17 protein-coding genes are annotated in these 24,883 nt (G+C 61.6%); 9 read left to right on the forward strand and 8 right to left on the reverse strand.

Going from position 1 to position 24,883, the window contains the following annotated elements:
- The first annotated feature begins 4 nt into the window (after nucleotides 1-4).
- From J2R78_RS14735 to J2R78_RS14765, 7 genes are all read left to right on the forward strand, one after another.
- Nucleotides 5-1,138 (forward strand): radical SAM protein, encoded by a 1,134-nt coding sequence (locus tag J2R78_RS14735; RefSeq protein ID WP_225162373.1) that lies wholly within the window; start codon nucleotides 5-7, stop codon nucleotides 1,136-1,138.
- Between the two features lie 17 nt (nucleotides 1,139-1,155).
- The gene (locus J2R78_RS14740; protein ID WP_253605195.1) at nucleotides 1,156-2,337 is read left to right on the forward strand and encodes a glycosyltransferase family 4 protein; all 1,182 of its coding nucleotides are present in this window, start codon (nucleotides 1,156-1,158) and stop codon (nucleotides 2,335-2,337) included.
- Between the two features lie 93 nt (nucleotides 2,338-2,430).
- Nucleotides 2,431-3,780: an O-antigen ligase gene (locus tag J2R78_RS14745; protein WP_253605197.1), complete on the forward strand. Its 1,350-nt coding sequence runs from the start codon at nucleotides 2,431-2,433 to the stop codon at nucleotides 3,778-3,780.
- 64 nt (nucleotides 3,781-3,844) lie between these two features.
- Nucleotides 3,845-5,053 carry a glycoside hydrolase family 5 protein gene (locus tag J2R78_RS14750; RefSeq protein WP_253605199.1) on the forward strand — a complete coding sequence of 403 codons (1,209 nt, stop codon included), beginning with the start codon at nucleotides 3,845-3,847 and terminating at the stop codon, nucleotides 5,051-5,053.
- 369 nt (nucleotides 5,054-5,422) lie between these two features.
- The gene (locus J2R78_RS14755) at nucleotides 5,423-6,865 is read left to right on the forward strand and encodes a hypothetical protein (RefSeq protein ID WP_253605200.1); all 1,443 of its coding nucleotides are present in this window, start codon (nucleotides 5,423-5,425) and stop codon (nucleotides 6,863-6,865) included.
- 577 nt (nucleotides 6,866-7,442) lie between these two features.
- The gene (locus J2R78_RS14760; protein ID WP_244559016.1) at nucleotides 7,443-10,091 is read left to right on the forward strand and encodes a type I secretion system permease/ATPase; all 2,649 of its coding nucleotides are present in this window, start codon (nucleotides 7,443-7,445) and stop codon (nucleotides 10,089-10,091) included.
- Nucleotides 10,078-11,505, forward strand: a complete 1,428-nt coding sequence (locus tag J2R78_RS14765; protein ID WP_253605201.1) for an HlyD family type I secretion periplasmic adaptor subunit — start codon at nucleotides 10,078-10,080, stop codon at nucleotides 11,503-11,505. Before J2R78_RS14760 ends, J2R78_RS14765 begins: the two co-directional genes overlap by 14 nt.
- 124 nt (nucleotides 11,506-11,629) lie before the next feature.
- On the opposite strand, the gene J2R78_RS14770 is transcribed toward J2R78_RS14765, so the two are convergent.
- The 4 genes from J2R78_RS14770 to J2R78_RS14785 all read right to left on the reverse strand — a co-directional run bounded on the left by J2R78_RS14770 (nucleotide 11,630) and on the right by J2R78_RS14785 (nucleotide 16,891).
- Nucleotides 11,630-14,485 carry a hypothetical protein gene (locus J2R78_RS14770; protein WP_253605202.1) on the reverse strand — a complete coding sequence of 952 codons (2,856 nt, stop codon included), beginning with the start codon at nucleotides 14,483-14,485 and terminating at the stop codon, nucleotides 11,630-11,632.
- A gap of 123 nt (nucleotides 14,486-14,608) precedes the next feature.
- The gene (locus J2R78_RS14775) at nucleotides 14,609-15,223 is read right to left on the reverse strand and encodes a DsrE family protein (protein WP_253605204.1); all 615 of its coding nucleotides are present in this window, start codon (nucleotides 15,221-15,223) and stop codon (nucleotides 14,609-14,611) included.
- A gap of 37 nt (nucleotides 15,224-15,260) precedes the next feature.
- Nucleotides 15,261-15,854 carry a hypothetical protein gene (locus J2R78_RS14780; protein ID WP_253605205.1) on the reverse strand — a complete coding sequence of 198 codons (594 nt, stop codon included), beginning with the start codon at nucleotides 15,852-15,854 and terminating at the stop codon, nucleotides 15,261-15,263.
- A gap of 32 nt (nucleotides 15,855-15,886) precedes the next feature.
- Nucleotides 15,887-16,891, reverse strand: coding sequence for a TAXI family TRAP transporter solute-binding subunit (locus J2R78_RS14785; RefSeq protein WP_057021156.1), 1,005 nt, complete (start codon nucleotides 16,889-16,891; stop codon nucleotides 15,887-15,889).
- A 486-nt stretch (nucleotides 16,892-17,377) separates the two neighbouring features.
- Between J2R78_RS14785 and J2R78_RS14790 the strand changes: the two genes are divergently transcribed.
- A complete protein-coding gene (locus tag J2R78_RS14790; protein ID WP_253605208.1) occupies nucleotides 17,378-18,562 on the forward strand; it encodes an IS481 family transposase in 1,185 nt (394 codons plus the stop codon).
- Between the two features lie 825 nt (nucleotides 18,563-19,387).
- Here J2R78_RS14790 and J2R78_RS45355 read toward each other — a convergent pair.
- Nucleotides 19,388-19,489, reverse strand: coding sequence for a hypothetical protein (locus J2R78_RS45355; RefSeq protein ID WP_375167120.1), 102 nt, complete (start codon nucleotides 19,487-19,489; stop codon nucleotides 19,388-19,390).
- Nucleotides 19,490-20,139: 650 nt separating this feature from the next.
- Here J2R78_RS45355 and J2R78_RS14795 point away from each other — a divergent pair.
- The gene (locus tag J2R78_RS14795; RefSeq protein ID WP_253605210.1) at nucleotides 20,140-21,141 is read left to right on the forward strand and encodes an AraC family transcriptional regulator; all 1,002 of its coding nucleotides are present in this window, start codon (nucleotides 20,140-20,142) and stop codon (nucleotides 21,139-21,141) included.
- Between the two features lie 277 nt (nucleotides 21,142-21,418).
- Here J2R78_RS14795 and J2R78_RS14800 read toward each other — a convergent pair whose 3' ends face one another.
- The 3 genes from J2R78_RS14800 to J2R78_RS14810 all read right to left on the reverse strand — a co-directional run bounded on the left by J2R78_RS14800 (nucleotide 21,419) and on the right by J2R78_RS14810 (nucleotide 24,587).
- Entirely contained in the window at nucleotides 21,419-21,850 is a 432-nt protein-coding gene (locus J2R78_RS14800; RefSeq protein ID WP_253605213.1) for a hypothetical protein, read from the reverse strand.
- 61 nt (nucleotides 21,851-21,911) lie between these two features.
- Nucleotides 21,912-23,036 (reverse strand): HlyD family secretion protein, encoded by a 1,125-nt coding sequence (locus J2R78_RS14805; protein ID WP_229189067.1) that lies wholly within the window; start codon nucleotides 23,034-23,036, stop codon nucleotides 21,912-21,914.
- A 111-nt stretch (nucleotides 23,037-23,147) separates the two neighbouring features.
- Entirely contained in the window at nucleotides 23,148-24,587 is a 1,440-nt protein-coding gene (locus tag J2R78_RS14810; protein ID WP_253609824.1) for a DUF1254 domain-containing protein, read from the reverse strand.
- Between the last annotated feature and the right edge of the window lie 296 nt (nucleotides 24,588-24,883).

Consider the following 24,883-nt stretch of genomic DNA (forward strand, 5'->3'; position numbering starts at 1 on the left):
GCAAATGGACCTCACCGTAATCTCCACGTTTCGTTGCAACTCGAGATGCCAGATGTGTTACATCTGGAAGAATCCGACCGATCCAAAGGAAGAGGTCACGCTCGAGACCCTCGCGAAACTTCCTGCGGGGTTCGACAATCTCAATATCTCCGGCGGAGAGCCGACCCTGCGGAAGGATCTGGCCGAGATGGTGGACCTGCTCCACCCAAAGGCCCGGATCATAGAGATCAGCTCGAACGGCCTGCATCCCGAGCGTCTCCTGCCCATCGTCAAGAAGCACCCGAAGATCAAGGTTCGTTTCAGCCTCGAGGGTGACGCGACCACCAGCGACTGCATCCGCGGCGAGAAGGACGGCTACGCCACGAAGGTCGCCGGACTTCGCATGCTGCAGGAGGCAGGCGGGCAAGACCTGGGATTCGCCTTCGTCATCCAGGACGAGAATGTGGCTCAGCTCGTTCGGACCTATGAACTGGCGCGTTCGATGGGGTTCGAACTTGCGACCTCGACGCTGCACAACGCGTGGCAGTTCTACAAGAACGACAATTATTTCTATGAACGCGTCGCGGTGGCCCGGCAAGTCGAAGGGCTTATCACTGCGATGCTCAAGAGCAACAAGCCGAAGAACTGGTTTCGCGCCTACCTGAATCTGGGCTTGATCGAAAAGATCCTCGGCCACCCGCGGTTGATCCGCTGCAGCGCGGGGACGGATTTCGCATTCATCGACCCATGGTCCGATGTGTGGGCCTGCAATGTGCGGTCGGACCTGCCGCTGGGCAATTTGGCGCGCCAGTCCTGGAGCGAGATCATGGCCAGCGACACGGCCAAGAACTCCGTCGCCAAGGTCCACGCTTGCCAACAGAACTGCTGGATGGTGACGACCGCGCGCACGGCAATGCGCTCAACGCTGATTCCGCAGGCACCGAAGATGGGACCGCTCATCTGGGTGCTGAAGAACAAGCTGAAGGTCGAGCTCGGCCGGCCGATCTGTTTCGATCAATACATTGATTATTCCAACGTCGCGCCTACTCCGCGCGTCCAGCGAACGTCATTCCTCAACGAAAAGCAAAAGGCACGGTTGGTGCGCGGGAGAGACACGGCCGACGCCCGATATCCACTCAAGGAATTTATCAATAACTAATTCGACAGGAGGGTGCAGTGAGTGCGGATCATCTGGTACTGCGGGTGATCATGCTTGGCTTGCGTGGATTTCCCAATGTGCAGGGAGGAGTGGAAGTTCACGCGGAGCACCTGTGCCCCCATCTCAAGGAACTGGGCTGCGATGTCGAGGTGATCGTTCGCTCCTCCTATATGCCACCTGATCGCGGCGACGAGTGGCACGGTGTACGCTACCAGCGGGTATGGTGTCCGAAGACCTCGGGTCTTGAGACAATCGTCCATTCGTTCCTCGGAGTGCTTGTCGCTGCATGGCAGCGGCCGGACGTGTTGCACATCCAGGCCATCGGGCCAGCCTTGATGGCGCCACTCGCGCGATTGCTGGGACTGCATGTTGTGGTGACGCACCACGGCCCGGATTACGAACGGGAGAAGTGGGGCCGATTGGCCAGGATGGCCCTGCGCGCCGGCGAGGCCTGGGGCATGCGATTTTCCGACGGCCGCATCGTCATCTCCCAGACCATCCGAAAGCTGGTGCGGGAAAAGTACGGCCTGAATTCGGACCTCATTCCAAACGGCGTCACCTTGCCCGACGTGCCGAAAAGCACTTCGGTGCTGGACAAGCTTGGGCTTACGCCGGGACGATATGTGTTGATGGTGGGCCGGCTGGTGCGGGAGAAGCGGCACACCGACCTGATTCAGGCCTTTGCCGATGCCAGGCTCACCGGATGGAAGCTCGTGTTCGTCGGCGCCTCCGAGCATCCAGACGCCTATACCGAGATGCTTGCGGCACGCGCTGGGGCGACCGCTGGGGTCATCATGGCGGGCTTCCAGTGCGGCCTCGCACTGCGGGAGCTATACGCCCACGCGGGCATTTTCGTTCTGCCATCCTCGCACGAAGGCTTGCCGATCGCGCTGCTGGAAGCTCTGAGCTTCGGTTTGCCCGTGGTGGCCAGTGACATTCCCGCTCACCTGGAGATCGGATTGAATGACGCGCACTATTTTCATGTGGGAGATGTATCAGGGCTCGCGGATCGCCTGGCATCGTTTGCACACAGTCCGTGGCCGTTGGAGTTGCGCGAGAAGACACGCAACTGGTTGGCCGAACGGGAAGACTGGCGCTCGATCGCAGAGCGCACTCTCGGATGCTATCGCAGGGCGATTGAACCTCGTCGAGGCGGTCCTCATGCGCGGTCCCGGACGGCGCCGCCCAGCACCGCCTAGCGAGCTGCGCACGCGGCGCATCGGCCAACGCGCGATTTCCGTCCCGCAGTTGAGGTATCGCCTCAAACCGATCGAACCAAAGCGACGTTCAAGATGAATATGCTTTTGCTGTATTTCCTCATCTATACGTTCTTTCGATCGATCTCCAACGGCCTCGACCGTCTGTCCGGGACGAGCTTTTCCATGATCCTGTCGCTCACCGTCATCGGGATCGGTGTTGTGGCCGCCTGGCATGCGCGACATGTCAGGATACATAAAAGACTGTTCGTGCTCTTGATAGCCATGTCCGTCTTTGTTGCCGCTTGCATCCTGTCTTTTGTCACCAATGGCTTCGGAGCCGGCAAGATCGTCAACCAGTATGCCGCCTTGTACGAGATGTTCAGGTACGTGCACCTGATCATGTTCGTCACACTACTTGCTGCCTTTTATCGTCATCCGGATTTTTGCCCGCGCCTCCATCGTGTTTATATGTGGCTGTTGTTCGTCATTTCCGCGGTGGGGCTCGGTCAATACCTGACCGGTCATGCAGAGCTCGTCACGCAATACGACAAGTTTGAACGGGTGGCGGGTCTTTCCTCGCACCCCGTACCCTACAGCCTGGAGATCGTGCTGACCTTTTTCGTTTGCGAGCTGTCGCGCCGGAAAATGCGGCTTCCCATTCAGCACGTTCACCTCGCGGTGTACTTGCTGTTTGTTGTTGCCCTGGTCCTTTCTGCTTCAAGGACCGGCGTCGCGCTGCTCGGGGTGGCCCTCAGCGTATACCTCTTCATCCAGAGGCCCGGCCTCCTTCCCGCGTTCGCGGCAGCATTCGCGATCCTCCTATGGCTGTCTCCATTTGGAGAGCTGTTTTCGGACCTGAAAACCGTTCCGGACTACATCATGAACGGCGAATATGTGGTGTGGGACTGGCAAACCGCAGTGACCTCGGTCCATTGGCGCATTCACCACTGGTACTATCTGTCCACGCTTGGGTTGGAACGAGCATGGATCGGATATGGCCCCGGTCAAACCCCGATCTACAGTCCGTTCCTTCTGCAGGCACACAATCAGTTCGTGGAGATATTCTTCGATACGGGCATGGTAGGCCTGATCTCCTTTGCCGCGTTTTGGTTCAGCCTTCCGCTGGCTGCAATGTCCGACCGGCGACGGATCATCAACACATTCGGAAAGAAATCAGCGGAAGCCGGAATTCTGCACTTCTGGGTTGCCATCTTTGTCGGCGTGACGCTGGTTGCATTGCTCGATCAAAGCTTTAACCGGGAAACAGTGGCGTTCTCGCATTTGATCGTCACCGTTTTCATCGTCCTGTCTCAGCCGGAAGCGGTCACCGCGCGAAACCCCGGATGGTCCTTCCGCCAGCTTTTGATGACTGCCGGTTCGCCGGCCGGCGCAGCATTTGGAGAACGTAACCTTGCAGTCGCGGAAGAACGGCGTTCCACCTAGATCTCGACCTGGATTGAGCCGGCGTCACGCACTTCGGGCCGCCGCCTGCGCGGCTGCGTACGGCGTGACGCGATCGTTCGGACAGCCAACCGCCGCGCCGTCCCTTGATCGCCAGTCGGACGTCGCGTTCACGTCGTCGCACGACCGCCTGCGCGGCATAAACATCCAGCAGCCTTTCGCGCATTGGCAGAAAGGTGAGCCCTGGAACATCCGCAGGGGCTGGGACAGCTGGATGCCGAAACAGCGGCTCGAAAGAATCGCTGCCAGCGGAGTCGACTTCCTGCGCATCTGTGTCGATCCAGCGCCGCTGCTCGCTGTCGAGACCAAGGCCGATTTGACCTCGGGCATCGAAACTGTCCTTCGATCGGTCGACGCCGTCCTTCAGGCCGGCATGAAGGTGCTATTCGACGTTCACGTCAGTACGGAGCACGAGGACTGGAACATTCAGACGTTGACCGATGGAATCGCAGGCCCGCATTTCCTGCGTCTTGTCGAAGTAGAGACGAGCATCGCAGCGGCATTGCAGACGAGATATGACCCCCAGTCGGTCGCGTTGGAGCTGTTCAATGAACCGCCGCCGCCGTCGGATTTCAGCTCCAAGACGGCTTGGGCGGAACAGCTCAAACATCTTTACGACGCAGTACGATCAGCCGCTCCGAAACACACGCTGCTACTTTCAGGAATGAATTACGCGAGCATCGATGGTCTGCTCTCGATCGACGTAAAGGCCTTCGACGCAAATACGATATTCGTTTTTCACTACTACGAGCCGTTCATATTCACTCTTCAGGGCGTCAATCTATCCTATAGCAAATATTTGCATCGCCTCCAGTTTCCTCCGCAACCCGGCGACCGCGCTCGGGCGATCGAGCGAGCGATAGGTCTGTTGAAATCGGATGAGCAAACCTCCGTGTTGCGAAAGGAGTACCTTGTCCAGCAGCTGATGAGCGGCGCCGATCAATATTTCAATGTCCCTCAGGATATCGAGTTCGTCCGTCGCAGAGTGGGCGAGGTCGCCGCTTGGTCCGACCAGAACAAGGTCGATCGCAAGCGCATCATGTGCGGTGAGTTCGGATGTTTTGGCGACTTCGCCGGTCGCACCGGTGCCGCGTTATCGGATCGGGCGACGTGGTTGCAGTCGGTGCGTCAGGCCGTCGAGGACAACGGATTTGGCTGGTGCGTTCACGACCTTGATGAGTCGTTTCGCATCACCAGCGACAACGGTGCATTTATCCCAGAGCTCTTGGCAGCGCTCGGTCTGCGCAAGCCATGAGACCGTAGGCTGAGCCAAGCGAAGCCGACGCGACCTTGCAGAAATCAAATATGGCGTGAAACCGACCACCGCGGCAAATGTCAGCGGAAAATCGTCCGTGTGGAGTAAATGCCGGTCAGGTATACGTGTGTATAAATCACACTTTGAAAGTTTTTTTGCCATTTTTGATTATTAACCAACCGGCTCAGCAGTCGGGGGGGCCAACTTCCAAGAAACCCACTGCTTGAAATCTCCTCGCGGTTCGAGGCTGCAATTCTTTGGAATCTGTTCGCGACTACTGAAGTTGCGAGCATGCAATATGTCGCACATCCCTGATGCGCGGCAGCGGAATTTCACGTCCTTAAATCTGGTCTGCAATGGAGAACAAAAGTGGCGCTGACCGATGTCACCTATCAAAACACGCCTGGCAACAGCGAAGGGTTTCCGCTTGGCGTTCCCACAAGCTATTCCTGGTACGGCGGGAGCACCGGCCATACAGGTAGCACCCCGCCCTCCAATTTCACCGCCGTCACAGGGTGGGGACAGGTCTATCCCCAATCCGGGGCAAGCAACGATTCTAATCCGGCCAACGTCCAGATCGCGAACTTCCAGACGTGGGTGCATCTGAAAACTGGCGGCTGGTCTCTCGTGCAAGATCAGGCGACGGACCCGATCGCCGGATCTCAGTTTCTCGCTGACTTTTCCGGAAACACGAACTCTGCCTGGAGCGTGACAAGGCAGGCGGACGGCAGTGCGATGGGCGCTGCGCCCCTCAGCGGATACAACGACCATTTCTGGCCGGGCTCGCGCGGCACCTATTCTGCCGGAACGGTCGATGGCGTCTATGTCCAGGCCGATATGAGGACCACTGATCCGAACGAGCATCTCGTTGCCGATCTGGGAGCTGATTGGTGGTCGAACTCGACGGCCGCATATGTCGACGGTTTCTCCAACAATCCCGGTGCCGGGATGAGCGATTGGGTCGCACTGACGACGAACTACAAGACCCTTTACTTCACCTCGATGACTACTGCGCAGTTGCAGGCCGATCTTCCGCCTCCGCTGAAGGGCACCTCTTCGCCGACGACGCCCACGACACCGACGACGCCGACGACGCCGACCGATCCCACGATACCGGCGCAGCCGACGACGCCGACCGACCCCACGACGCCGACAACCCCCACGACTCCAAGCGTGACCGCACCGGTGCTCGACGTCGCGGACAAGTCGCTCTGGGTGGCCGGCAGAGGCGGTCAGGTCGACCTGGGGACGACCGTTACAACGACCGACCCCAACGATAACCTCACCCTCAGTATCATGGGATTGCCGCGATACGAGACGATCACGACCGGCGACGGCACGACGCTCAGGGGCAACAACATCACCCTGACGTCCGCGCAGGTCGACAGCGGACTGACGCTGACATCGTACTACAAGGGCAATGCTCATCCGGTCGCGAACCTCACGCTGACCGCGAGCGCTATGGATCCGACCACCGGCGCTGTGATGTCGTCGGACCCGCAGACGATCCGCGTGACGGATCCCCGGCCGTCCAGCTGGACTGGCGGAAACGCAGGGAGCTGGGCAAACCACGGCTTTGCGCAGTTGCAGCAGCAGATGGGCGACACCAGCACCCTGGCGAACACAGCATCGCAGACGACCGGTTGGGCCGATCAAGGCGCGCGAGCGTCCCAGGCAAGCCAGGGCTTTGCGCTGCTGAACCAGTATCTGGCCGGTAGCACCGGTCGGGTCGACGCTGGTCAGATCGTGGCGGCGATGTCGAATGGGACCGGCTGGACGCACAACTCGTTCTTGAGCAAACCTCAAGGTTGATCCGGCTACTGCACCCGGGGGCTCTGCGCCCGGGTGCAGTACCATCAACGTGTTGGGAGTCGGAAACGGGCGGTCGATCGCGGACGGTAACGGCGAAGGGACTGCCACGCGCGGGTCCTGGTCTCGGTTGGCTTCATCGCTCGCATCTGTTTCCAAGCGATCAAAATGCGTGCTGGCGCAACAGCTTCGGGTATGCGGCAAATTTGCGCGCAACATAACGGTGCAAAAATCAAGATTTGAAACTTTTTTCGCCATTTTTGCGCATTAACGAACCGGTTCAGCAGTCGGGGGGCAGGTCTAAAATCCCACTGCTTTGAAATCCCCTCGCGGTTCGAGGCCCTAGTGCTTTGATGTTGCTTGCGCCTTTTTGGCTGCGAGCAAGCGGTATGTCGCATGCTCTGTCGATGCGCGGCATTGGAATTCCCAGTCTTTGGAAATGCATGAGAAGGAACACTAACGCGGCCGGGTAGCCGCGAAGGGTTGAGTAAGAATGGCGATCCAGAACGGAAATGCCCCCGCCGCAGATCTAGGGCTTCGCGCGCTAGCTCTGTTCCTGCGCCTCCATGGCGTGAATACTGTGCCGGACCAGCTCCGCGATCGTTGCGGGAGCGACGAGATCGGCGTCCGCGCGATGCTTCGCTGCGCGCGCGAATTCGGGGTCAAGGTCCGCTCGCGGACAATGGATTGGACCCGCCTTGCGGGTATCCAGCTGCCCGGAATCGCCTCGCTGCGTGACGGCGGATTTCTGCTGCTGGGCAAGATCGACGACCAGGTGGCGCTTGTGCTGCACCCGACCTCGCCGCATCCGAGCCGGATGACACGCGCGGAATTCGAAGCGATCTGGGATGGCGGTTTGATCTGTGCTGGATCACAGAGCCTCGCGCAGCGCGCACGTCATGCATTTGCCGGCATCCGCACGCGCTCGTTTGACCTTGGCGCCGGCCTGATGCACCGCGCCGGCGAGGGCCTGATGCGTGCCCGTGACGGCCTCACGAAGAGCTTCTTGGCGATGAGACCTGGCATCCTGATGCGCGGGCCTCGCGACGAGGCCGCAATCCATCCGGCGAACACAAACACCGAATCCCCGGCCGCCGGCGTCGAATCCGAACATGACGATGAATCCGGGCTCATTGCGCTGGCGATCTTGCTGCGTTGCCATGGCATCGCTGCCGACCCCGGCCAAATTCGCCACCGGATCGGCGCAGCGCGCCTCGGCGTTACTGAAATCCTGCGCTGCGCCAAGGATTTCGGACTCAAGGCAAAGGTGCAGAGGACGAGCTGGAACAGGCTTGCCGTCACCCCGCTGCCGGGAATTGCGGTGCTGCGCGACGGCAGCTTCCTGATCCTCGGCAAGGTTATCGACGACAAGCTTCTCGTTCAGCGCCCGCTGTCTCCGCGCCCCGAAGCAATCACCCAGGCGCAACTCGAGGCGATCTGGGACGGCGGCATCATCCTGATGGCCCGGCGCGCCAGCCTGACCGATCTCGCGCGGCGCTTCGATATCTCCTGGTTCGTCGGCGCCATGCAAAAGTATCGTCGCCTGCTCGGCGAGGTGCTGGCGGCGTCGTTCTTCCTTCAGATCTTCGCCGTTGTCTCGCCGCTGTTCTTCCAGGTGGTGATCGACAAGGTGCTCGTGCATCGAAGCATGAGCACGCTCGACGTGCTGGTCGTCGGGCTTGTCGTACTGACCGTGTTCGAGGCCGTCCTCGAGACGCTGCGCGTCTATCAGTTCGCGCATACGACAAACCGTATCGACGTCGAGCTCGGCGCCAGGCTGTTCCGTCACCTGCTGGCGCTGCCGATCGCCTATTTCCAGACCCGCCGCGTCGGCGATTCGGTGGCGCGCGTCCGCGAGCTCGAGAACATCCGCCAGTTCCTGACCAGCTCGGCGCTCACGCTGGTGATCGATCTGCTGTTCACCGTCGTCTTCCTTGCGGTGATGTTCTATTACTCGACGACGTTGACGTGGATCGTGCTGGCGTCCTTCCCGCTCTACATCGGCATCTCCGCGGGAGCCGCGCCGCTGTTCCGTCGGCGCCTCGACGAGAAATTCAATCGCGGCTCCGAGAACCAGGCCTTCCTGGTCGAGAGCGTCACCGGTATCGAGACGCTGAAGGCCATGGCGGTCGAGCCGCAGATGCAGCGCCGCTGGGAGGAGCAGCTCGCCGGCTATGTGTCCGCAAGCTTCCGCGTGCTCAGCCTGAACAACACGGCGAGCCAGGCGGTCCAGATGATCAACAAGCTGGTCATCGCCGCGACCCTTTACTTCGGCGCCCGCCTGGTGGTCAGCGGGGACCTGACTGTCGGTGAGCTCGTCGCGTTCAACATGCTGGCCGCGCGTGTCAGCGCGCCGGTTCTGCGACTCGCGCAGATCTGGCAGGACTTCCATCAGGCCCGCCTGTCGATCGATCGTCTCGGCGACATCCTCAACACCATTCCCGAGCCGAGCTTCACGCCGGCCCGCGCGGCGCTGCCACCGATCCGCGGTCAGGTCACATTCGAGCACGCGACTTTCCGCTACCGCATCGACGGCCCCGAGGTGCTGCACGACGTGTCCTTCAGCGTCGAGCCAGGCCAAGTCATCGGCATCGTGGGTTCGTCGGGTTCGGGCAAGAGCACCATCACCAAGCTGATCCAGCGTCTCTATGTCCCGGAAAGCGGGCGCGTGCTGGTCGACGGCGTCGACCTCGCGATGGTCGATCTGAGCTGGCTGCGGCGCCAGATCGGCGTCGTGTTGCAGGAGAACGTACTGTTCAACTGCACGGTTCGCGACAACATCGCGCTGGCCGATCCGGCGATGCCGATGGAGCGCGTCATCGAAGCGGCAGAGCTAGCCGGCGCTCACGACTTCATCCTCGAACTGCCGGAGGGTTACGACACCGTTGTGGGCGAGCGCGGCAGCAGCCTGTCCGGCGGGCAGCGCCAGCGAATCGCAATCGCACGTGCACTCATCACCGATCCACGCATCCTGATCCTGGACGAGGCGACCAGCGCGCTGGACTACGAAAGCGAACGCGCGATCCAACAGAACATGAGGCGGATTTCCGCCGGACGGACCGTGTTCGTCATCGCTCACCGGCTCTCGACCGTGCGCAATGCAAGCCGGATCATCACCCTCGAGCATGGCCGCATCGTCGAGGACGGCAGCCATGACGAGCTGATCCGCACCAACGGCCGTTACGCCAACCTCCATTATCTGCAGGCCGGTATCCATGACGTCCGCTAGCCGCAATGTCGTCGCGTTCCCGAGACGCGAACCTCGCCGCCGCGAGCACGAAATCGCCTTTCTGCCGGCGGCGCTCGAGATCGCCGAATCGCCGCCATCGCCGATCGGGCGCGCGATCGGGGCCTGCATCATCGCCGTGTTCTGCATCGCGCTGGTGTGGGCGACGCTCGGCAGCGTCGATATCGTCGCCAGCGCGACCGGCAAGATCGTGCCGGGCGGGCGCACCAAGCTGATCCAGCCGTTCGAGACCGGCGTGGTCCGCGCCATCCGCGTCCGCGACGGCCAGAGCGTCAAGGCCGGCGACGTCCTGATCGAGCTGGACCCGACAATGACGGAAGCCGACCAGGAGCGCCAGAAGAGCGATCTGCTTGCAGCCGAACTGGACGTCGCGCGGCTGCGCGCCGCGCTGGCCGCGGACCCGCTCGCGGCCTTCCAGCCGCCGCAAAACGCAAGTGCAGCCGAAATCGAGATGCATCGCCAGTTCCTGATCAGCCAGCGTGCCGAGCAGAGCGCAAAGCTTTCTGAAATCGAGCGCCAGCAGGGGCAGAAGGAAGCGGAACGGGCGACCACATCGGCGAGCGTCGCCAAGCTGGATGCGACGATCCCGGTGCTGAAGGAGCGCGTCGACATCCGCAAGGGTCTCGTCGAAAAGGCATTGGCGTCGAAGGTCGTCTATCTCTCGGAGTACCAGGAGCTGGTCGCCATGCAGCAGGATCTCGTCCTGCAGCAGAGCCGGCTGCGCGAAGCCGATGCGGCGATCGCGCTGCTGAAGGAGACCAAGGACAAGACTGCCGCGGAGTATCGCCGCGCGACCTATGATGCCCTTGCGAAGGCCGAGCAGAAGGCTGCGAGCGCAGCCCAGGAGGTGGTCAAGGCGGATCGGCGAACGAAGCTCCAGCGCTTGACCGCACCGGTCGACGGCGTCGTGCAGCAGCTTGCCGTTCATACGGTGGGCGGCGTGGTGACGCCCGCTCAGGCGCTGGCCGTCGTGGTCCCGAGCGAGAGCCAGCTCGAGATCGAGGCCATGCTGTCGAACCGCGACATCGGCTTCGTGCATCCCGGCCAGAAGGCGGAGATCAAGGTCGATACGTTCAACTTCACCCGGTACGGGCTGCTTCATGGCGATGTGCTCAGCGTGTCGACGGATGCCATCACGCGCGACAAGCAACAGGGCAACCCCAATGACCGGACATTGGGCGCGGCGCAGAGCAGCAGCGAGCCTAAAGGTCAGGAGCTCGAATATGCCGCGCGCGTTTCGCTCGACCGGACGCACATGCAAATCGAGGACAAGCTCGTCAAGCTCGGGCCGGGCATGGCGGTGACGGTCGAAATCAAGACCGGCACACGCAGGATCATCAGCTATCTGCTTTCGCCGCTGGCACGGTACCGGCAGGAGGCCCTGCGCGAACGGTAAAGCGAAGCCCGTCGCCGGACATTGCGGTCGGGCGGGGCGCCACTCGCGTGAGAGCGAAGGTCATCGCGGTGGTGCCCGTCGTTAGGACGATGGCGGTGAAATTGCCGGTGGATTGGCACATGCGCTATCGGCGCAGCGCTTCCAGACGCGATTTCGCCTCCTGGACTCCCGCGGCGTTGGCCTTGGCGTAGAGGTCTTGCGCCCTGCGCTCGTCACCGCGCGTGCCGTAAGTCCCCCACTTCGCAAGAATCAGGGGATCGTAGGTTTCTGCCAGCGCGAAGCTCGCCTGGGCGCTGCCCATTTCCACGGCGCGCTCGAGCACAAGCCGCGCCGCGCCTATGTCACCCTGACGCAGCAAGGAGCTCGCCCGCGCAACCAACCCTCCCGCTTCCGCCGCCTGCTCGGCAGCAAGCTGGGCAACCGCGCGAGCAGGCGCCGCTCGCGTCTGTTCGGCGGTTGGATTGGTGGCGACTTCGATGGACTTGTCCCGCGCCGTCGCACCGGTCGTCAACGCCGCGCCGTGCGCCTTGCGATCCTCGGCCTCATACGCATGGATTGCGCTCCGCGACAAAGGGAGGTGCTGTGGCTGCACGTCGATCCTGGCGCGCAATTGCCTCAATTCGGCAGCGCTGGCTTCCGCCGCCTGCTTCTGCAGCAAGGTTTCCTCGCTTGCCTTTGCCGCCCGCGCCGTCTGGGTCTCGCTGTCGCGATGCGCTGCCGCCAGATCTTGCTCCAGCCGCGCGGACCGCTCACGCTCCTTTTGCAGGTCCGCCGCAGCGCTCTTTCCCACAGCTTGCAGCCGGGACGTTTCCTTGCCCGCTTCGGTCACCAGCACGACCTTGCTCTCGACATCACGTCGCGCCGCCGCAAGATCCTGCTCCAGCCGGGCGAACCGCTCACGCTCCTTTTGCAGCTCGGCCGCACCGCTCTTCTCCGCCGCCTTCAGCCGGGACGTTTCCTTGCCCGCTTCGCTCACCAGCACGGCCTTGCTCTCGATATCACGTCGCGCTGCCGCAAGATCCTGCTCCAGCCTGGTGGACCGCTCATGCTCCTTTTGCAGCTCAGCCGCACCGCTCTTCTCCACCGCCTTCAGCCGGGACACTTCCTCGTCTGCTTTCGTCGCCAGCGCCGTCTTGGTCGCGACATCGCGCCGCGCTGCTGCAAGATCCAGCTCCAGCCGGTCAGCCCGCGCCGCTTGCAGTGAGCTCTGCAACTCAGCCGCACCGCTTTCCCTTTCCCGCTTCAGTCGGGCGGTCTCCTCGCTTGCTTTCGCCGCCAGCGCGGTCTGCGTCTCGACATCGCTGCGGGCAGCCGCAAGATCCTGCTCCAGCCGCACCAGTCGCTCACGCTCGTCCGGTGTGGCTTTGTGAGCTGCGCCGTTCTCAGCCGCCTGCCTGAGCTCCGCCGCTTCTTCACCGGCTTTGCGGGCCTGCGCCTCGAAGGCGTAGATCGTGCTTCGCGTCTGGGAAACCTCCTGTGCCAGCGCGTCGGCCCTCGCGCGCGATTCCCGCAGCTCGGCGGCCCCGGCCTCCACCGTCCGCTTCTGCCGCAGGGCTTCATCGGCCGCCTTTGCCGCCAGCGCGGTCTGGGCCTCGACATCACGCCGCGCGACCGCAAGATCCTGCTCCAGCCTTGCGGACCGCTCTCGCTCCTTTTGCAGGGAGCCCTGCGACTCGGCCGCTCCGCTTTCGCTTTGCTGTTTCAGTCGGGAAACCTCCTCGCCTGCTTTGGTCGCCAGCGCGGCCTGGGTCTCGACATTGCTGCGGGCAGCTGCAAGATCCCGCTCCAGCCGCGCGAACCGCTCACCTTCGTCGGGCGTGAATTTGCTGACCGAAGCCGTGCAGCTTGCAACCGCCTGCCTGAGCTCCGTCGCTTCGTCTCCGGATTTGCGGACTTGGGCTTCGTATGCGTAGATCGAGCTCCGTGACAGCGAGAGGTCTTGTGCCAGCGCCTCGGCTCGTTCGCGCAATTGCCTGAGCTCGGCAGCTCCGACGTCCGCTGCCTGCTTCTGCCGCAGGGCTTCTTCCTTCGTCGTTGTCGCCAACGCCATCTGGGTCTCGACATCGCGCCGCGCTGCCGCCAAATCCTGCTCCAGCTGCGCGCTCCGCTCGCGCTCCCGTAGCAGGGCCGACTGCAGCTGCGTAGCGCCGCTTTCACGCATCCCCTTCAGCCGGGAAACCTCCTCGCCTGCCTTTGCCGCCAGCGCCGTCTGAGTCTCGACGTTGCGGCGCAATGCCTCGAGATCCTGCTCGAGCCGCGCGGACCGCTCGCGCTCCCGCTGCAGATCCGCCCCACCGCCTTCCGCCGCTGCTTTCAGCCGAGACGCTTCCTCACCTGTTTTTGTCGCCAGCACAGTCTGGGTTTCGACATCACGCCGCGCTGCCGCCAGGTCCCGCTCCAGGCGCTCCGCCCGCTCACGCGTCTCTTGTAGGGAGTTCAGCAGCTCCGCTCCGTCCTGCGCGGCCTGCTTCTCTTGGACCGCCTTGCCCGCCAACGCGGCCTGGGCCTCGATATCGCGGCGCGCCGCCGCGAGACTCTGCTCCAGCGACTCGGCCCGATAGCGCTCCTGCTCGAGACGTTGCAGCAACTCGATGTCACGTCTTGCATTCGTCAGTTCGCAGGAGAGCGACTCCGCCCAGTTGTATTCCCGTTTCGAGGCCTGCCCCGTGTCGCCGACGCTCGCTTGGGCGACCTGCACCGGTCTGTCATTGCCGCCTCGACCCGGCGGCAAGGCTTCGGGAGCGCCGTTCCTTGCCGCTTCGATGAAACCGGGACTACCGGCAGCCGCCGAATGCTGCGGTTGCGTCGAAGGGCGGGCCGGATCTGGGGAAGCCCGTGTTTCCGGCGCGCACACCATTGCGAGCATGGCAGCAGTCGTCCACGACAGCGCGGACCGTCCCGCCTTGGGCAGCAGGCGGCGCGACGAATCTGCGATGTCGCAGCCGGCAACTGCCTTGTCCTTGAGGATCACCGGGCCCATCCGCAATCACCTGTCGCGTGGCGACACGATCTGTTGAGGTACGGCATTATGCGCCGTACCGCAGCGCGAAGCCTACAGCCCGCATGGAGGACCCCACCCACCCCTTTCGGGTTAGGCCACAGGTCACGGCTTCACATAGGACCAGCCCTTCTCCTGCAGTTCCATCACGCGCACGACGCCTGACTTCACCACCTCCGCCTGGCGAACAATCGGGATGTCCTTGTTCTCGGCCTTGTGCATTTTTTCCTGGGTATTGCCACAGGCCTTGAACGAGACCTCCGGCGTGCTCAGCGCCATTTCCTCGAGACGGGCTTTCACCGGCGAGGTGTCGTCGCGCAGCATGTGCAGCCCAGGCCCGAAGGTGACCACCTCGATCTTCACCCTCTCGCCGAGATCCTTGTAGTATTGCGCAACGTTGACGGCGTTGTTGAGCGCGAGATTCATGGCTGCGGGATCGTTCGTGTTCACCTGCAGGATCAGGTTGTGCGACTTGGCGTTGGATGGAAGCCGGGCGTTGGCGTTAAGAGGCGATCGTTCCCTCTTGTGGGTGGTCGCCTTGCGCGAGACATGAACCCTTTGGACCTTTTCTGAAACGTGCCGATAGTCCGCAGCGGGGTTCGTTGTTGTCGGTGTCCAGTACCGTCCGCCGCCTTGCTCCGCCGCAGCGTATGAAGCGGACAGCAGCACCGTTGCGGCTCCGATCATGGTTACCTTCGCAATTTGCTGAAACACGCGCATGGATACCTCTCCTGTTAAAGACACGTTATTGAAATCCCTAGCCGTTGGGTTTTGCGGTCGGTTGTGGCCACCTGCAGGCAGCGGTGATCTTCGCGCGCACCACATCCATGCCGCCCAACGGAAACACCGCATCCAGCGCCGGTCCGGTACGGGGTGCGAGGTGAATACTGAGACCTCCGCCGTCCGGAAGGGACTGCAGCAAGCGAATCACGTCGCCGCCGAACGCAACGCCGGTCCCGGACGCAGGCACAGCCGCCGCGACTTGCTGCGGCGGACCGTCGTTGATGCGGTAGGAAATCGCATATCCATCGCCGCGACCGGACACACGGGGTCCGGCGACGATCAGTTCGCTCCGCCCGCCATGGCAGCGAATCGAAAGCGTCATTGCGCTTTCGCCGGCACCGTCGCGCGATGACGTCGTGGCGGTGGCGACCGGTGAATAGTCGAGCGGTGAAGTCGTCAGGCTGACGACCCAGCTGTTACCCAGGTTCGCCTGGGGCAGCGCCGACGCCCGCGGTGTCTTCTCGGAGCACTCCGGCCGTTCGGAGCGTTCCTTGGCGGAGCAATCGCGGAGCTGAGCGATCTGGCGATATCCTGCCGCCTGCGCCGAAGCAATGCCGCTTGCGAGCAAGACTCCAGCCACCGCGCAGGTCGCCGCGCGTCTCATTGCGATGTATTTGCGGCGGCGCGCGGCTCGCGATCGAGCCACGCCTGCGCTGCGGGGAAGCGCGTCAGGCCGGGAACGGTCGCGGCGAGATTGATCGTCTTCCACTTTTGGTCGAAGCCCGGCTGCTGCAGCTTGTCGATCCGCGAGAACAGATACTCCACGAAGCGCGCAAGGCGCTCATAGCGGTTCGATTTGGCCGGAAAGTTGAAAGCCACCAGGGCGGTCGGCACGGCGATTGTCGTGACGCGCTCGCCCTGCTTGATGAGATTGGGATACTCCGTGGCCTCGAGCGAGGCGGGAAGATAAAAGTCTTCGAACCTCCTGTCATAGGGAACAGGCAGGAACTTGAACCCCGGGTCCCAGCGGCCGCGCACGAAGGCATCCACCGGCTTCGAGGTGATGAAGACGACCGCGGCCATCTCGCCCTTGCGCATCTGCTCGAGCGCGACCTGATGGGGGATGAAGGTTTTTTCCACATCGAGGCCCAGGCGGCTGAAGATCAGCGGCCCCGAATAGGCCGCCGCGGTGCCCAAATTATTGAAGTTCACCTTCTTGCCGGCGAGATCGCTCAGGCTTTGGATCTCGGGACGAACGAAGATATGCAGTTCGGACGGAAACAGGTTCAGCACGAAAGCCAGCCGTTGCTGGATATCCGGCACCTGGCTCCTGTATTCCTCGAGCACGTCGGAATTGATGATGGCGGCATCGATGCCGCGCAAATACAGCAGTGAGTTCACATTCTCCGTCGGCCCGCGCGTCACGACCGGCAACACATGCAGCTTGTCGCCATCGTCTACGACGCGGGCGATTTCGGCCGCGAGACGAATGGGCGCGCCCTCGAGCAGGCCCCCGGCGAGGCCGATCGTCCAGGCATTCATCGTCACCTGCGGCTTTTGCGGCGGCGGCTCACGGCGCAATTGACGCGGTGCAGCAGGTTGCGCCTGTGCATCCACGTTTGACAGCGGAACGGTCGTGAGCAGCGGAATCAGCAGCGCCAGCATGCGCAACGGGTGCAATTCCCTTTTTGCGGTCTGTCCCATGGGATCTCCGCCCTCGCCGATCGGTGATTTTGTCGTAGTTTCATGCAGTTCATCGGCGCGCGCTATTTCTCCCCATGGGGGAGCCCACTACTCCTTCCGGATTATCCATTGTGCGTGTCCTACGCCGCAGCAGCGAGGGATCGACGTCTCGTACGGTTCTGTCGCGGTTTGAAATTAGGCCGGCATCGGCGATGGCGTTTTGCCGCGTTGTTGTCGTTCTGCCGACGACGGGCGGCTTCGGTGCGGCGATTCTTTACATTCCGCCCCGACCAGGTCTCATAAACGGCTTCTGTTGTTGCCTTGGCCATGGGCGTGCATTCAGCACAACTTGCCAACCCAAGCGGGCGCAATCGTCGTTTGGCGTGCAATGAGCGGCCCGAGACATAGGTGACATTTCGTACCGGACACATGGGTTACACTTTCCGCTTTTGTTCTGCGGGAGTGTGGATGCCGTGGAAAGCGAGTTCGGTGATGGAAGAGCGCCTTCGCTTTGTCGCCCGTCTGCTGGACGGGGAGGCCATGACGGACGTCTGCCGGGAGTTCGGCGTGTCCCGCAAGACCGGCTACAAGATTTTCGATCGCTACAGGGAACAGGGCGCGGCGGCGCTATGCGATCGGTCGCGGCGACCGGTGCGCTATGCCAATCAGCTCCCCGAGCCAATCGAGGGCCTGATTGTTCGTCTCAAAGCCGAGAAACCGCACTGGGGCGCGCGCAAGATCCGTGAGCTCTTGGTCCGGCGGCTCGACGGCGATATCCGGGTTCCGGCCAAGAGCACCATCCATGCGGTTCTCGATCGCCATGGCCTGGTCAAGCGCGCAGGCGTGCCGCGCCACCGCGCGCGCGGCACGCCTCTGTCCGCGGGGGCCGGACCCAATGATCTGTGGTGCGCCGACTTCAAGGGCGAGTTCAAGCTCGGCAATGGCCGTTATTGCTACCCGCTGACCGTCACCGACCATGCCTCGCGCTTCCTGCTGTTGTGCGAAGCGCTCGATTCCACCCGCGAGGAGCCGGCCATTGCGGCCTTCGAGCGGTTGTTCCGTGAGCGCGGCATGCCGCGCGCCATTCGCTCCGACAATGGCGTGCCGTTTGCCAGTCCCAACGCCTTGTTCAATCTCTCAAAGCTCTCGGTGTGGTGGCTGCGGCTTGGCATTGCCATCGAACGCATCAAGCCCGGCCATCCGCAGCAGAACGGCCGTCACGAGCGCATGCACCTCACGCTCAAGCAGGAGACCACTCGGCCGCCAGGCTCCAACGGCTTGCAACAGCAGGAACGCTTCGACGCCTTCGTCCGCGAGTTCAATGCTGAACGCCCGCACGAGGCCCTCGATATGAAGTGCCCCGCCGAGCGCTACACCGCCTCAACGCGCGGCTATGCCGGCCTGCCGGAACTGACTTATCCGTTCCACGATCGCGAGGTGCTCGTCACCGCCTGTGGACGGCTCTGCCTGCATCGCAAGCGCATCAACCTCTCCACCGTGCTGGCTGGACAAAAACTCGGCATCAAGGAGGTCGACGACGGCATTTGGCTCGTCAGCTTCATGCACTACGACTTGGGATACTTCGACCTGGAGCAGAAAACCCTGCAACCCCTCGACAACCGGTTCGGCACGAGGCTGTCACCCATGTCTTAGGTACGACCTGTGACCCATGTCTCCGGGCTGGACACAAGGTCAAATGGCGGAGAGAGTGTCAGTCAATCCACATTGAAAGATAAAGGATTTTCGACTTTCGTCGACTAAAACCCACCAATTCAGCTACGGGAAAATGGAATTTCGTAAGCGTGAACACGTCCAGTTTGCGACCGCAACGCAAGGGACCGGCATATATCAGAAATGGATAGCGCTTCATCGGGACGGGTCAAAGCCAATTTCTCAGCTTGTCCTACCGGATCGCGCCAGACCTCTCGCTGTCACGCGATACCATTTCCAGAAGGGGCCGGGGGTCGATGACGCCTGGACAATCAACCTATCCCATGTGCCAGGCACACCACTGCGATCGCCTCGACAATGCGCTGGTCGAGACTGGCGTAAGCGCCCAGATAGGTCTGTGCATGCGCCGATTGGGCGATCTCGGGGCTCGCCGACGCCGCTACGACGGTCGTCTGGCGGATAGCCCCAGCTCCTCCTGATTGTCGCGAACGGGTGGAGCTGGTTCTGCGGTCAGCCGCTCGTGCTCGGCGACGTGATTGCATGACGCGGGGCCTACCGTGCTCGCCAGCTTGCGCCGCTCTGTTTTTGCTTCGTCCGGCCCAGATAGCTCACCATAGCGTCCCAGCGCTTCAGTTGAACGTCAAAAACAAAATGGCTCCTTGCGGAGCCCGGAAATCTCGCCAACCGTTTCGCTCCAATTCAAATCGTGCGTCTTGCCATTTCACGCCAACCTTGTGGAATAATTCAGCTATCGATCACGCAAGGTCGTCTGCGATGGAGCGCTTGCCGATGTTTATCGGCAAGTTGCTATCGCCTGTAGACAACGGGCTGAACTTTCATCAAACGCGCGAAAGTGCGGCTGAAACTGCTCGCATTGGAATAACCGAGGAATTTTGCGACGTCGGACAGGGGCTTGCTCGAGTCCCCGAGGAGCTCGGCAAGCCATACTCAAGCGAACCTCCGCAAGCATTGCGCGGTAGCTTGTTCCCATACGGCCGAGATGACGCTGCAACGTCCGCGTGCCGATCTTGCAGGCGCGGGCTGTACCATTTATGGTTGCGTCACCGTGTCGCAGCGACGCGACAATGGCCGCGCGGACCGCCTCGGACGAAGGCAAACGGACGGCTCTCATCTGTTGGTGTGGGACACGAAGTCTATGCTCCGTCTAGAGAATACCAGATGCTTGAAGGCCATGGGTATTCCGGCTCCCGTGTGGCCGACTGCCCGGGAAAATCAGGCATCTGTCGATCACGCAGCAGCTCTCGTTCGACATTGTCGAGCGCACGTAATATTGCGAGGATATGGTGAGAGAATTCATCGAAACGCAGCACTAAGGGCTCAGCTTTCCTCCATTCCGGTCGTAGTTTTGGTGTCGGTAAGCCTATGCAGCGAATTGTTGGCCGTCTGGCCATAAGCCGCCAAAAGAGCCGGCAAGACACGCATCGCAGGCCGGGAGGGGGGCTGCGAACTCTTCCATTTTTGCCGGCAACGCCGACGCTCGGGCCCAGCGAAATTCCCGCCGACATGCAGCATCCATTTTACGATCGAGAGGCAGCCCGGTGGCAAATATCCATTTGACGCGCTGCCAATTCCTCATTCCCTTCGCTGATATCCTTAGCGAAATCGGCGCGTCGACCGGTTCGTTTCTGGCAAAATTTCAGCTTCCGACATCATTGGAAGAAAAGGCCGATCATTATGTTCCGATTCTGCGAGCAATCGACTTCGCGGAAATCACCCGAAGATCACAAGGCATTCCGGATTTTGGATTCCTCGCTTCCCAACGTCTGCACTATTGTCACCTGAGCGAGAAAACCCGGACTCTGATCGGCCATGCCCCAACGCTGTTGGTCGCGCTGCAACAGGCTTGCAAATGGGCATCGATCGAGGACTCGAACTTGAAGAATTGGATCGAGCGCCACGACGGTCACGTGAAGTTTTGCAGCAGTCTCACTGGAACAAAAGGACGCCTGCATCTCGAGCATTCACAATGGCTTCAGAATATTTTCCCCATATATATCGTCCGGCAATTCGCCGGACCGGATTGGGCTCCTGCTACAATCGCGTTTGAAGCCCGGTATACGCCGAGCCCCGCGTGTCAATCATTCTGGCCAAACACGCGTTTCCTGTCGGGACAAGACGCATCGTGGATCGACGTGCCGATCTCGCTCCTCAGCCTTCCCAATCGCGCAAAGGAGCAAGTGCTCTCCTTGCAAGACGATCAGGCTGGCCCGTCAGGTCATGACATCATCGCAACGCTCAAGTTGATGTTGCCGTCCTACCTCGACCAGGGACTTCCGGCTCTCGCTCAGGTTGCGGAGATGGCTGGCGCGAGCGCGAGGAGCTTGCAACGTAAGCTCGCGTACGCCGGCATGACATACTCGGATCTGCTCGACACCATCCGGTTCGAGAATGCCAGCAAGCTCTTGCGCGACACGGATTCCAAGATCATCGAAATCGCATTCTCCTCGGGCTACACTGATCCAGCGCATTTTACGCGCGCCTTCCGCCGAATTACCGGCGTTACGCCGCGACAGTTTCGTGCGCAATCGCGGCCGGGATAAGCGCGTTCTGCCTTGGGCGCCATGCCGCCCGAATGGTTGAAGGTATCCCTTCATTCGACACGCCTTGTCATTGGCCCGACCTCACCGTCGATCGATCGGACCCGGTTTCGCCGTATGGGAGCGCCACGAGTTCGGATGGGATCGATCTCTCCTCCTTTGCGCAGAGGAGCTGGAAGCGCCGGTCTCTATCAACACAACGCTGCCGACGGTCAGGTCGGTGCGGCGCGTCTGCCAACAGCGCGCAGAACCGTCATGCTCGAAAGCACATCAGGCAAACCTAAAAATCCGGACCAAATACGTCATCGTTGAACTGGGCTGAGGCGTCATCGTTTTCCATGCTGTTGATCAGGTTTTGCTCGGGATTCGTAAAGCCGCCTGCCGAGAGCGTAGTTGCCGGCAATGCACCATAACTGGCGCGATATTTGTCCATCGCGGCCACGCTGCCGACATACGCACAGGTACATCCGGAGGGATCCGCGTAGACGTAGTAGGGACGTCCGCTCCTCTGCCGTAGCTGAAACTGATTGGGCGGGAACGACATCAGCCGATTCAACAGCTCCGGCGTGGTCGCAGCGACAGGGCTGAATCCCGATGAGATCAACAATTGACCAGTTGATTGCTGGGCGTAACCGCGAGCACCCGAGCACAACTGGACAAGAAGAGTGACCGAAACGAGGGCTGCAATACTGCCTGCAGATCGAAGACCCATTTTTTCTCCGAAGATATCTGGATGAGCTACCAATTGGAGCCGAGAGTGAAATGGAAGGCGGCTATAAATATGCCGTATACGAGCCGATCCAGACCAGGATCGACATCAACAGGCCGATGACGCCGGCGTTGTCCGCGAACACGGTGGCGGTGCCCGGCATTCCGAGCCGGAGTTGGCTACGGTCGATGGTCTTCGGGATCGAAATAGCAGCCGGATAAGCCTTCGCGCCTCCGATCGAGCCGACCCGCGCCAGCGTACCTGAGACCGCGATCTGGCCCTGCCCCACGCCTTGGGGGATAGCCATGACCGTCGCTTCGTGGATGCGGCCAGGGTCGTCGTCGAAGACGAGCTTGACCCGCGCGCCGGGCTTGATGGTCCGGAATCCGTTCGGCGGGAACATGCCGGTGATGACGATATCGTTTGCGACGATGAACGACATCACCGAGCGCGCCGGCATGGCGCGGTCGCCGACCGACAGCGCCATGATCGTAACGACACCGTCGCCGATGGCGCGGATCGTCGTCTGCTCGAGCTCCCACTTCGCATGGTCGAGCTGGGCCTGGATCTGTGCGACGGTTGTGTTGACGCCGCCGATTTCCGACTCCATCGCCAATTGTGCGCTCAGCTGTGCGGCCTTGGCCGCCTGAAGCTGAAACTCGACCGTGTCGTATTGCACCTGGACGTCCTGCAGACGAAACGCGGTCTGCGCCTCCTCGCTGACGAGCTTGCGGTAATCGGAAAGCCGCTGGGTGTGAAAGGCGAGCTGCTTGGTCAGTCCATCGACATTCGCCGTCGCCTGCTCGTAACTGGCCTTCAGTTGCTTGACCTGCTGCCGTGCCTGGGCAAGCGATGCCTCGAGCTGGTTGACCTTGTACTGGAACGGTGCCGGATCAATGCGAAACAGCACCGCGCCAGCCTTCACCGGTTCGTTTGGCTTGACCGGGATTTCGATCACCTCGCCGGAAACATTGGGCGCGACCTCCATGACGCGGGAAATCACGACTAAGCTTCCCGACGGGGTCAGGTAGTTGAACATCGCGAGGAATACCGCGAGGATGAACGCGCCGAGCAGCACGGTGACGGTGCCGGACGCCCAGCCCCATCGGACCAGCTTGAGCCTCGAGAAGACGAGCCAGACCAGGACCAAATAGAGCGTCAGGATGATGAGCACGATGATCTCCTGCATCTGTCGTGCACCGGGATTGAACACTCACAAGGGCGGTGCCATGCCCGTGCCGGCCGGATGCGTGCAATTGCGACTCTGTCGCCGCGCATCCGGCCGATAAAAATCCGATCTCTAGGACGCGCGCTTGAAGCCGGGAGGCTTCCACGTCCCTTCACCAGCTGGCAGAATCGATGGCGGCGTGGTTTTCGGCCAGTACAGTCGCATCACCACATAGATCGGGCCATCCGGCGCCGGCAGCCAGTTTGCCTCCTTGTCCGCTCCCGGAGACTTGTTCTGGACGTAGATCGTCAGCGAGCCGTCGGAACCGAGCTTCATGTGCGGCAGCATCGGCGAGTTGATCAGGTAGCGGTTGATCGGGTTCTTCACCAGTAGCTGCGTCTTGCCGTCATACATCGTCACCGACCAGAAGGCGTTGACCGGCGGCAGCTGTCCCGCCGGGAAGGTCAACGTGTAGCTCGACTTCGAACAGTCGAGTTCTTTGCCATCGACATCCACTTTGCCCAAAGGATACATGGCCTCCACCGCGTCGTTGCCATAGATGCCGGCCTTCGCGGCTGCCGCGCGCATAAGCCAGTCGCCATGGAAGAATGCGGCATCGCCGAACGACGCGCTGACGCGCCAGCCGTTGATGTCCTTGCCGAGGGTCGCAACGGCTTCGGTGACCTTGCGCTCACCCTCCTTCATTCCGAGCAGGATCTCGGCCTTGTCTTCAAGCGACAGGCTGCGGAAGTCAAAGCTCTTGCCCGGCCCCACGCCGATCCGCGCCAGCTGCTCGCGGATCCAGCGATCCTCCGGCAGCGCCGGCGCGAATTGAAGCGCGAAATCAAGGTATTCGAAGAACTCCGTGCGGACGAGGTCCTTCTCGAATTTGGGGAAAGAAAGCGCCGGTGCCGGCGAGGGCGCAGGCTGATTCAGGAAGCTGGAAAGCGGCTGCGCCTTGTAGCCGGCCTGAATCTTCTTGACGGCCTCGATATCGGCCGGGTCGAACAGCTGCGTGCGTAAGAGTCCCAGGCAAAAATCGGTGGTCGACCGGAATACCTTCTTGATGCCGGCCGGTGTCACGCCGGTCCATCGCGGGCCGACGACCATATAGCTCCCGGCATCGCTGCCGGTGGCGCGCGTGCCGGCATAGCCAAAATTATACGTGTTGAGGTCGTTCAGCTGCAGTGCGTAGTAGCGCTTGGGATCGATCGCCGGCACCGAAAAGACGAGCGGCTCGGCCCGCAGATCCAGCCATGCGAACGAATACGGCGTGTCGCTGTTGGGCGTGATCACGGCGGTATCTTCGTATGTGAAGACGCGCGCCACGTTGAACAGCGTATTGAACGGCGCCTTGTACTGCCCTGATGACTTGTCGACCGCGTACTCATACATGATGCCGTATGCCATCACGATCGGCAGGCCATAAATGAAGCCGGCCTCTGCAATGTCCTTGGCCTTGAAGAATCCCGGGCGCTCGGACCACTGGGCCAAGGCCTGGCTCGATTTGGTACCAGCAGCGGCGACGCTTGCCAGTGCGGCAGATCTCAGCAAATCGCGCTTGGTCAGCAAGTACGGGCTCTGGGTTGATCGCTTCTGCATCAAAATACTCCATTTCCACGGTGGACGAGGCTGACACGCCAAGCGTCTTCTCGTCCCCTTACCAACCTAACGAAAACGCGGCGGCCCACTATGCAGATTCGGCAATCTCCAGCCTCGTGCGAAGCAATGGTCTGCAGCCGAATTCAGTTTGTTGCCTGCGCGGGGTCTTCGACTTCGGCATGCGCCCGCCAGGCGAGCCCCGATTCGCCATTCAATTGATCGGACGGCCCCGATCTAGGTCAGAAACTGCATAGCGGATGCTGGGA

It is taken from the genome of Bradyrhizobium sp. USDA 4538 (assembly GCF_024171045.1).
Taxonomy (GTDB): Bacteria; Pseudomonadota; Alphaproteobacteria; order Rhizobiales; family Xanthobacteraceae; genus Bradyrhizobium; species Bradyrhizobium australafricanum.

Bases quoted from the DNA above. Each gene is read 5' to 3' on its own strand.
- J2R78_RS14790 (WP_253605208.1), top strand. From the start codon at position 17,378: ATGCCGTGGAAAGCGAGTTCGGTGATGGAAGAGCGCCTTCGCTTTGTC.
- J2R78_RS14745 (WP_253605197.1), top strand. From the start codon at position 2,431: ATGAATATGCTTTTGCTGTATTTCCTCATCTATACGTTCTTTCGATCG.
- J2R78_RS14765 (WP_253605201.1), top strand. From the start codon at position 10,078: ATGACGTCCGCTAGCCGCAATGTCGTCGCGTTCCCGAGACGCGAACCT.
- J2R78_RS14770 (WP_253605202.1), bottom strand. From the start codon at position 14,485: ATGGGCCCGGTGATCCTCAAGGACAAGGCAGTTGCCGGCTGCGACATC.
- J2R78_RS14800 (WP_253605213.1), bottom strand. From the start codon at position 21,850: ATGGGTCTTCGATCTGCAGGCAGTATTGCAGCCCTCGTTTCGGTCACT.
- J2R78_RS14775 (WP_253605204.1), bottom strand. From the start codon at position 15,223: ATGCGCGTGTTTCAGCAAATTGCGAAGGTAACCATGATCGGAGCCGCA.
- J2R78_RS14735 (WP_225162373.1), top strand. From the start codon at position 5: ATGGACCTCACCGTAATCTCCACGTTTCGTTGCAACTCGAGATGCCAG.
- J2R78_RS14805 (WP_229189067.1), bottom strand. From the start codon at position 23,036: ATGCAGGAGATCATCGTGCTCATCATCCTGACGCTCTATTTGGTCCTG.
- J2R78_RS14785 (WP_057021156.1), bottom strand. From the start codon at position 16,891: ATGCTGGCGCTGCTGATTCCGCTGCTCACGACCGTTCCGCTGTCAAAC.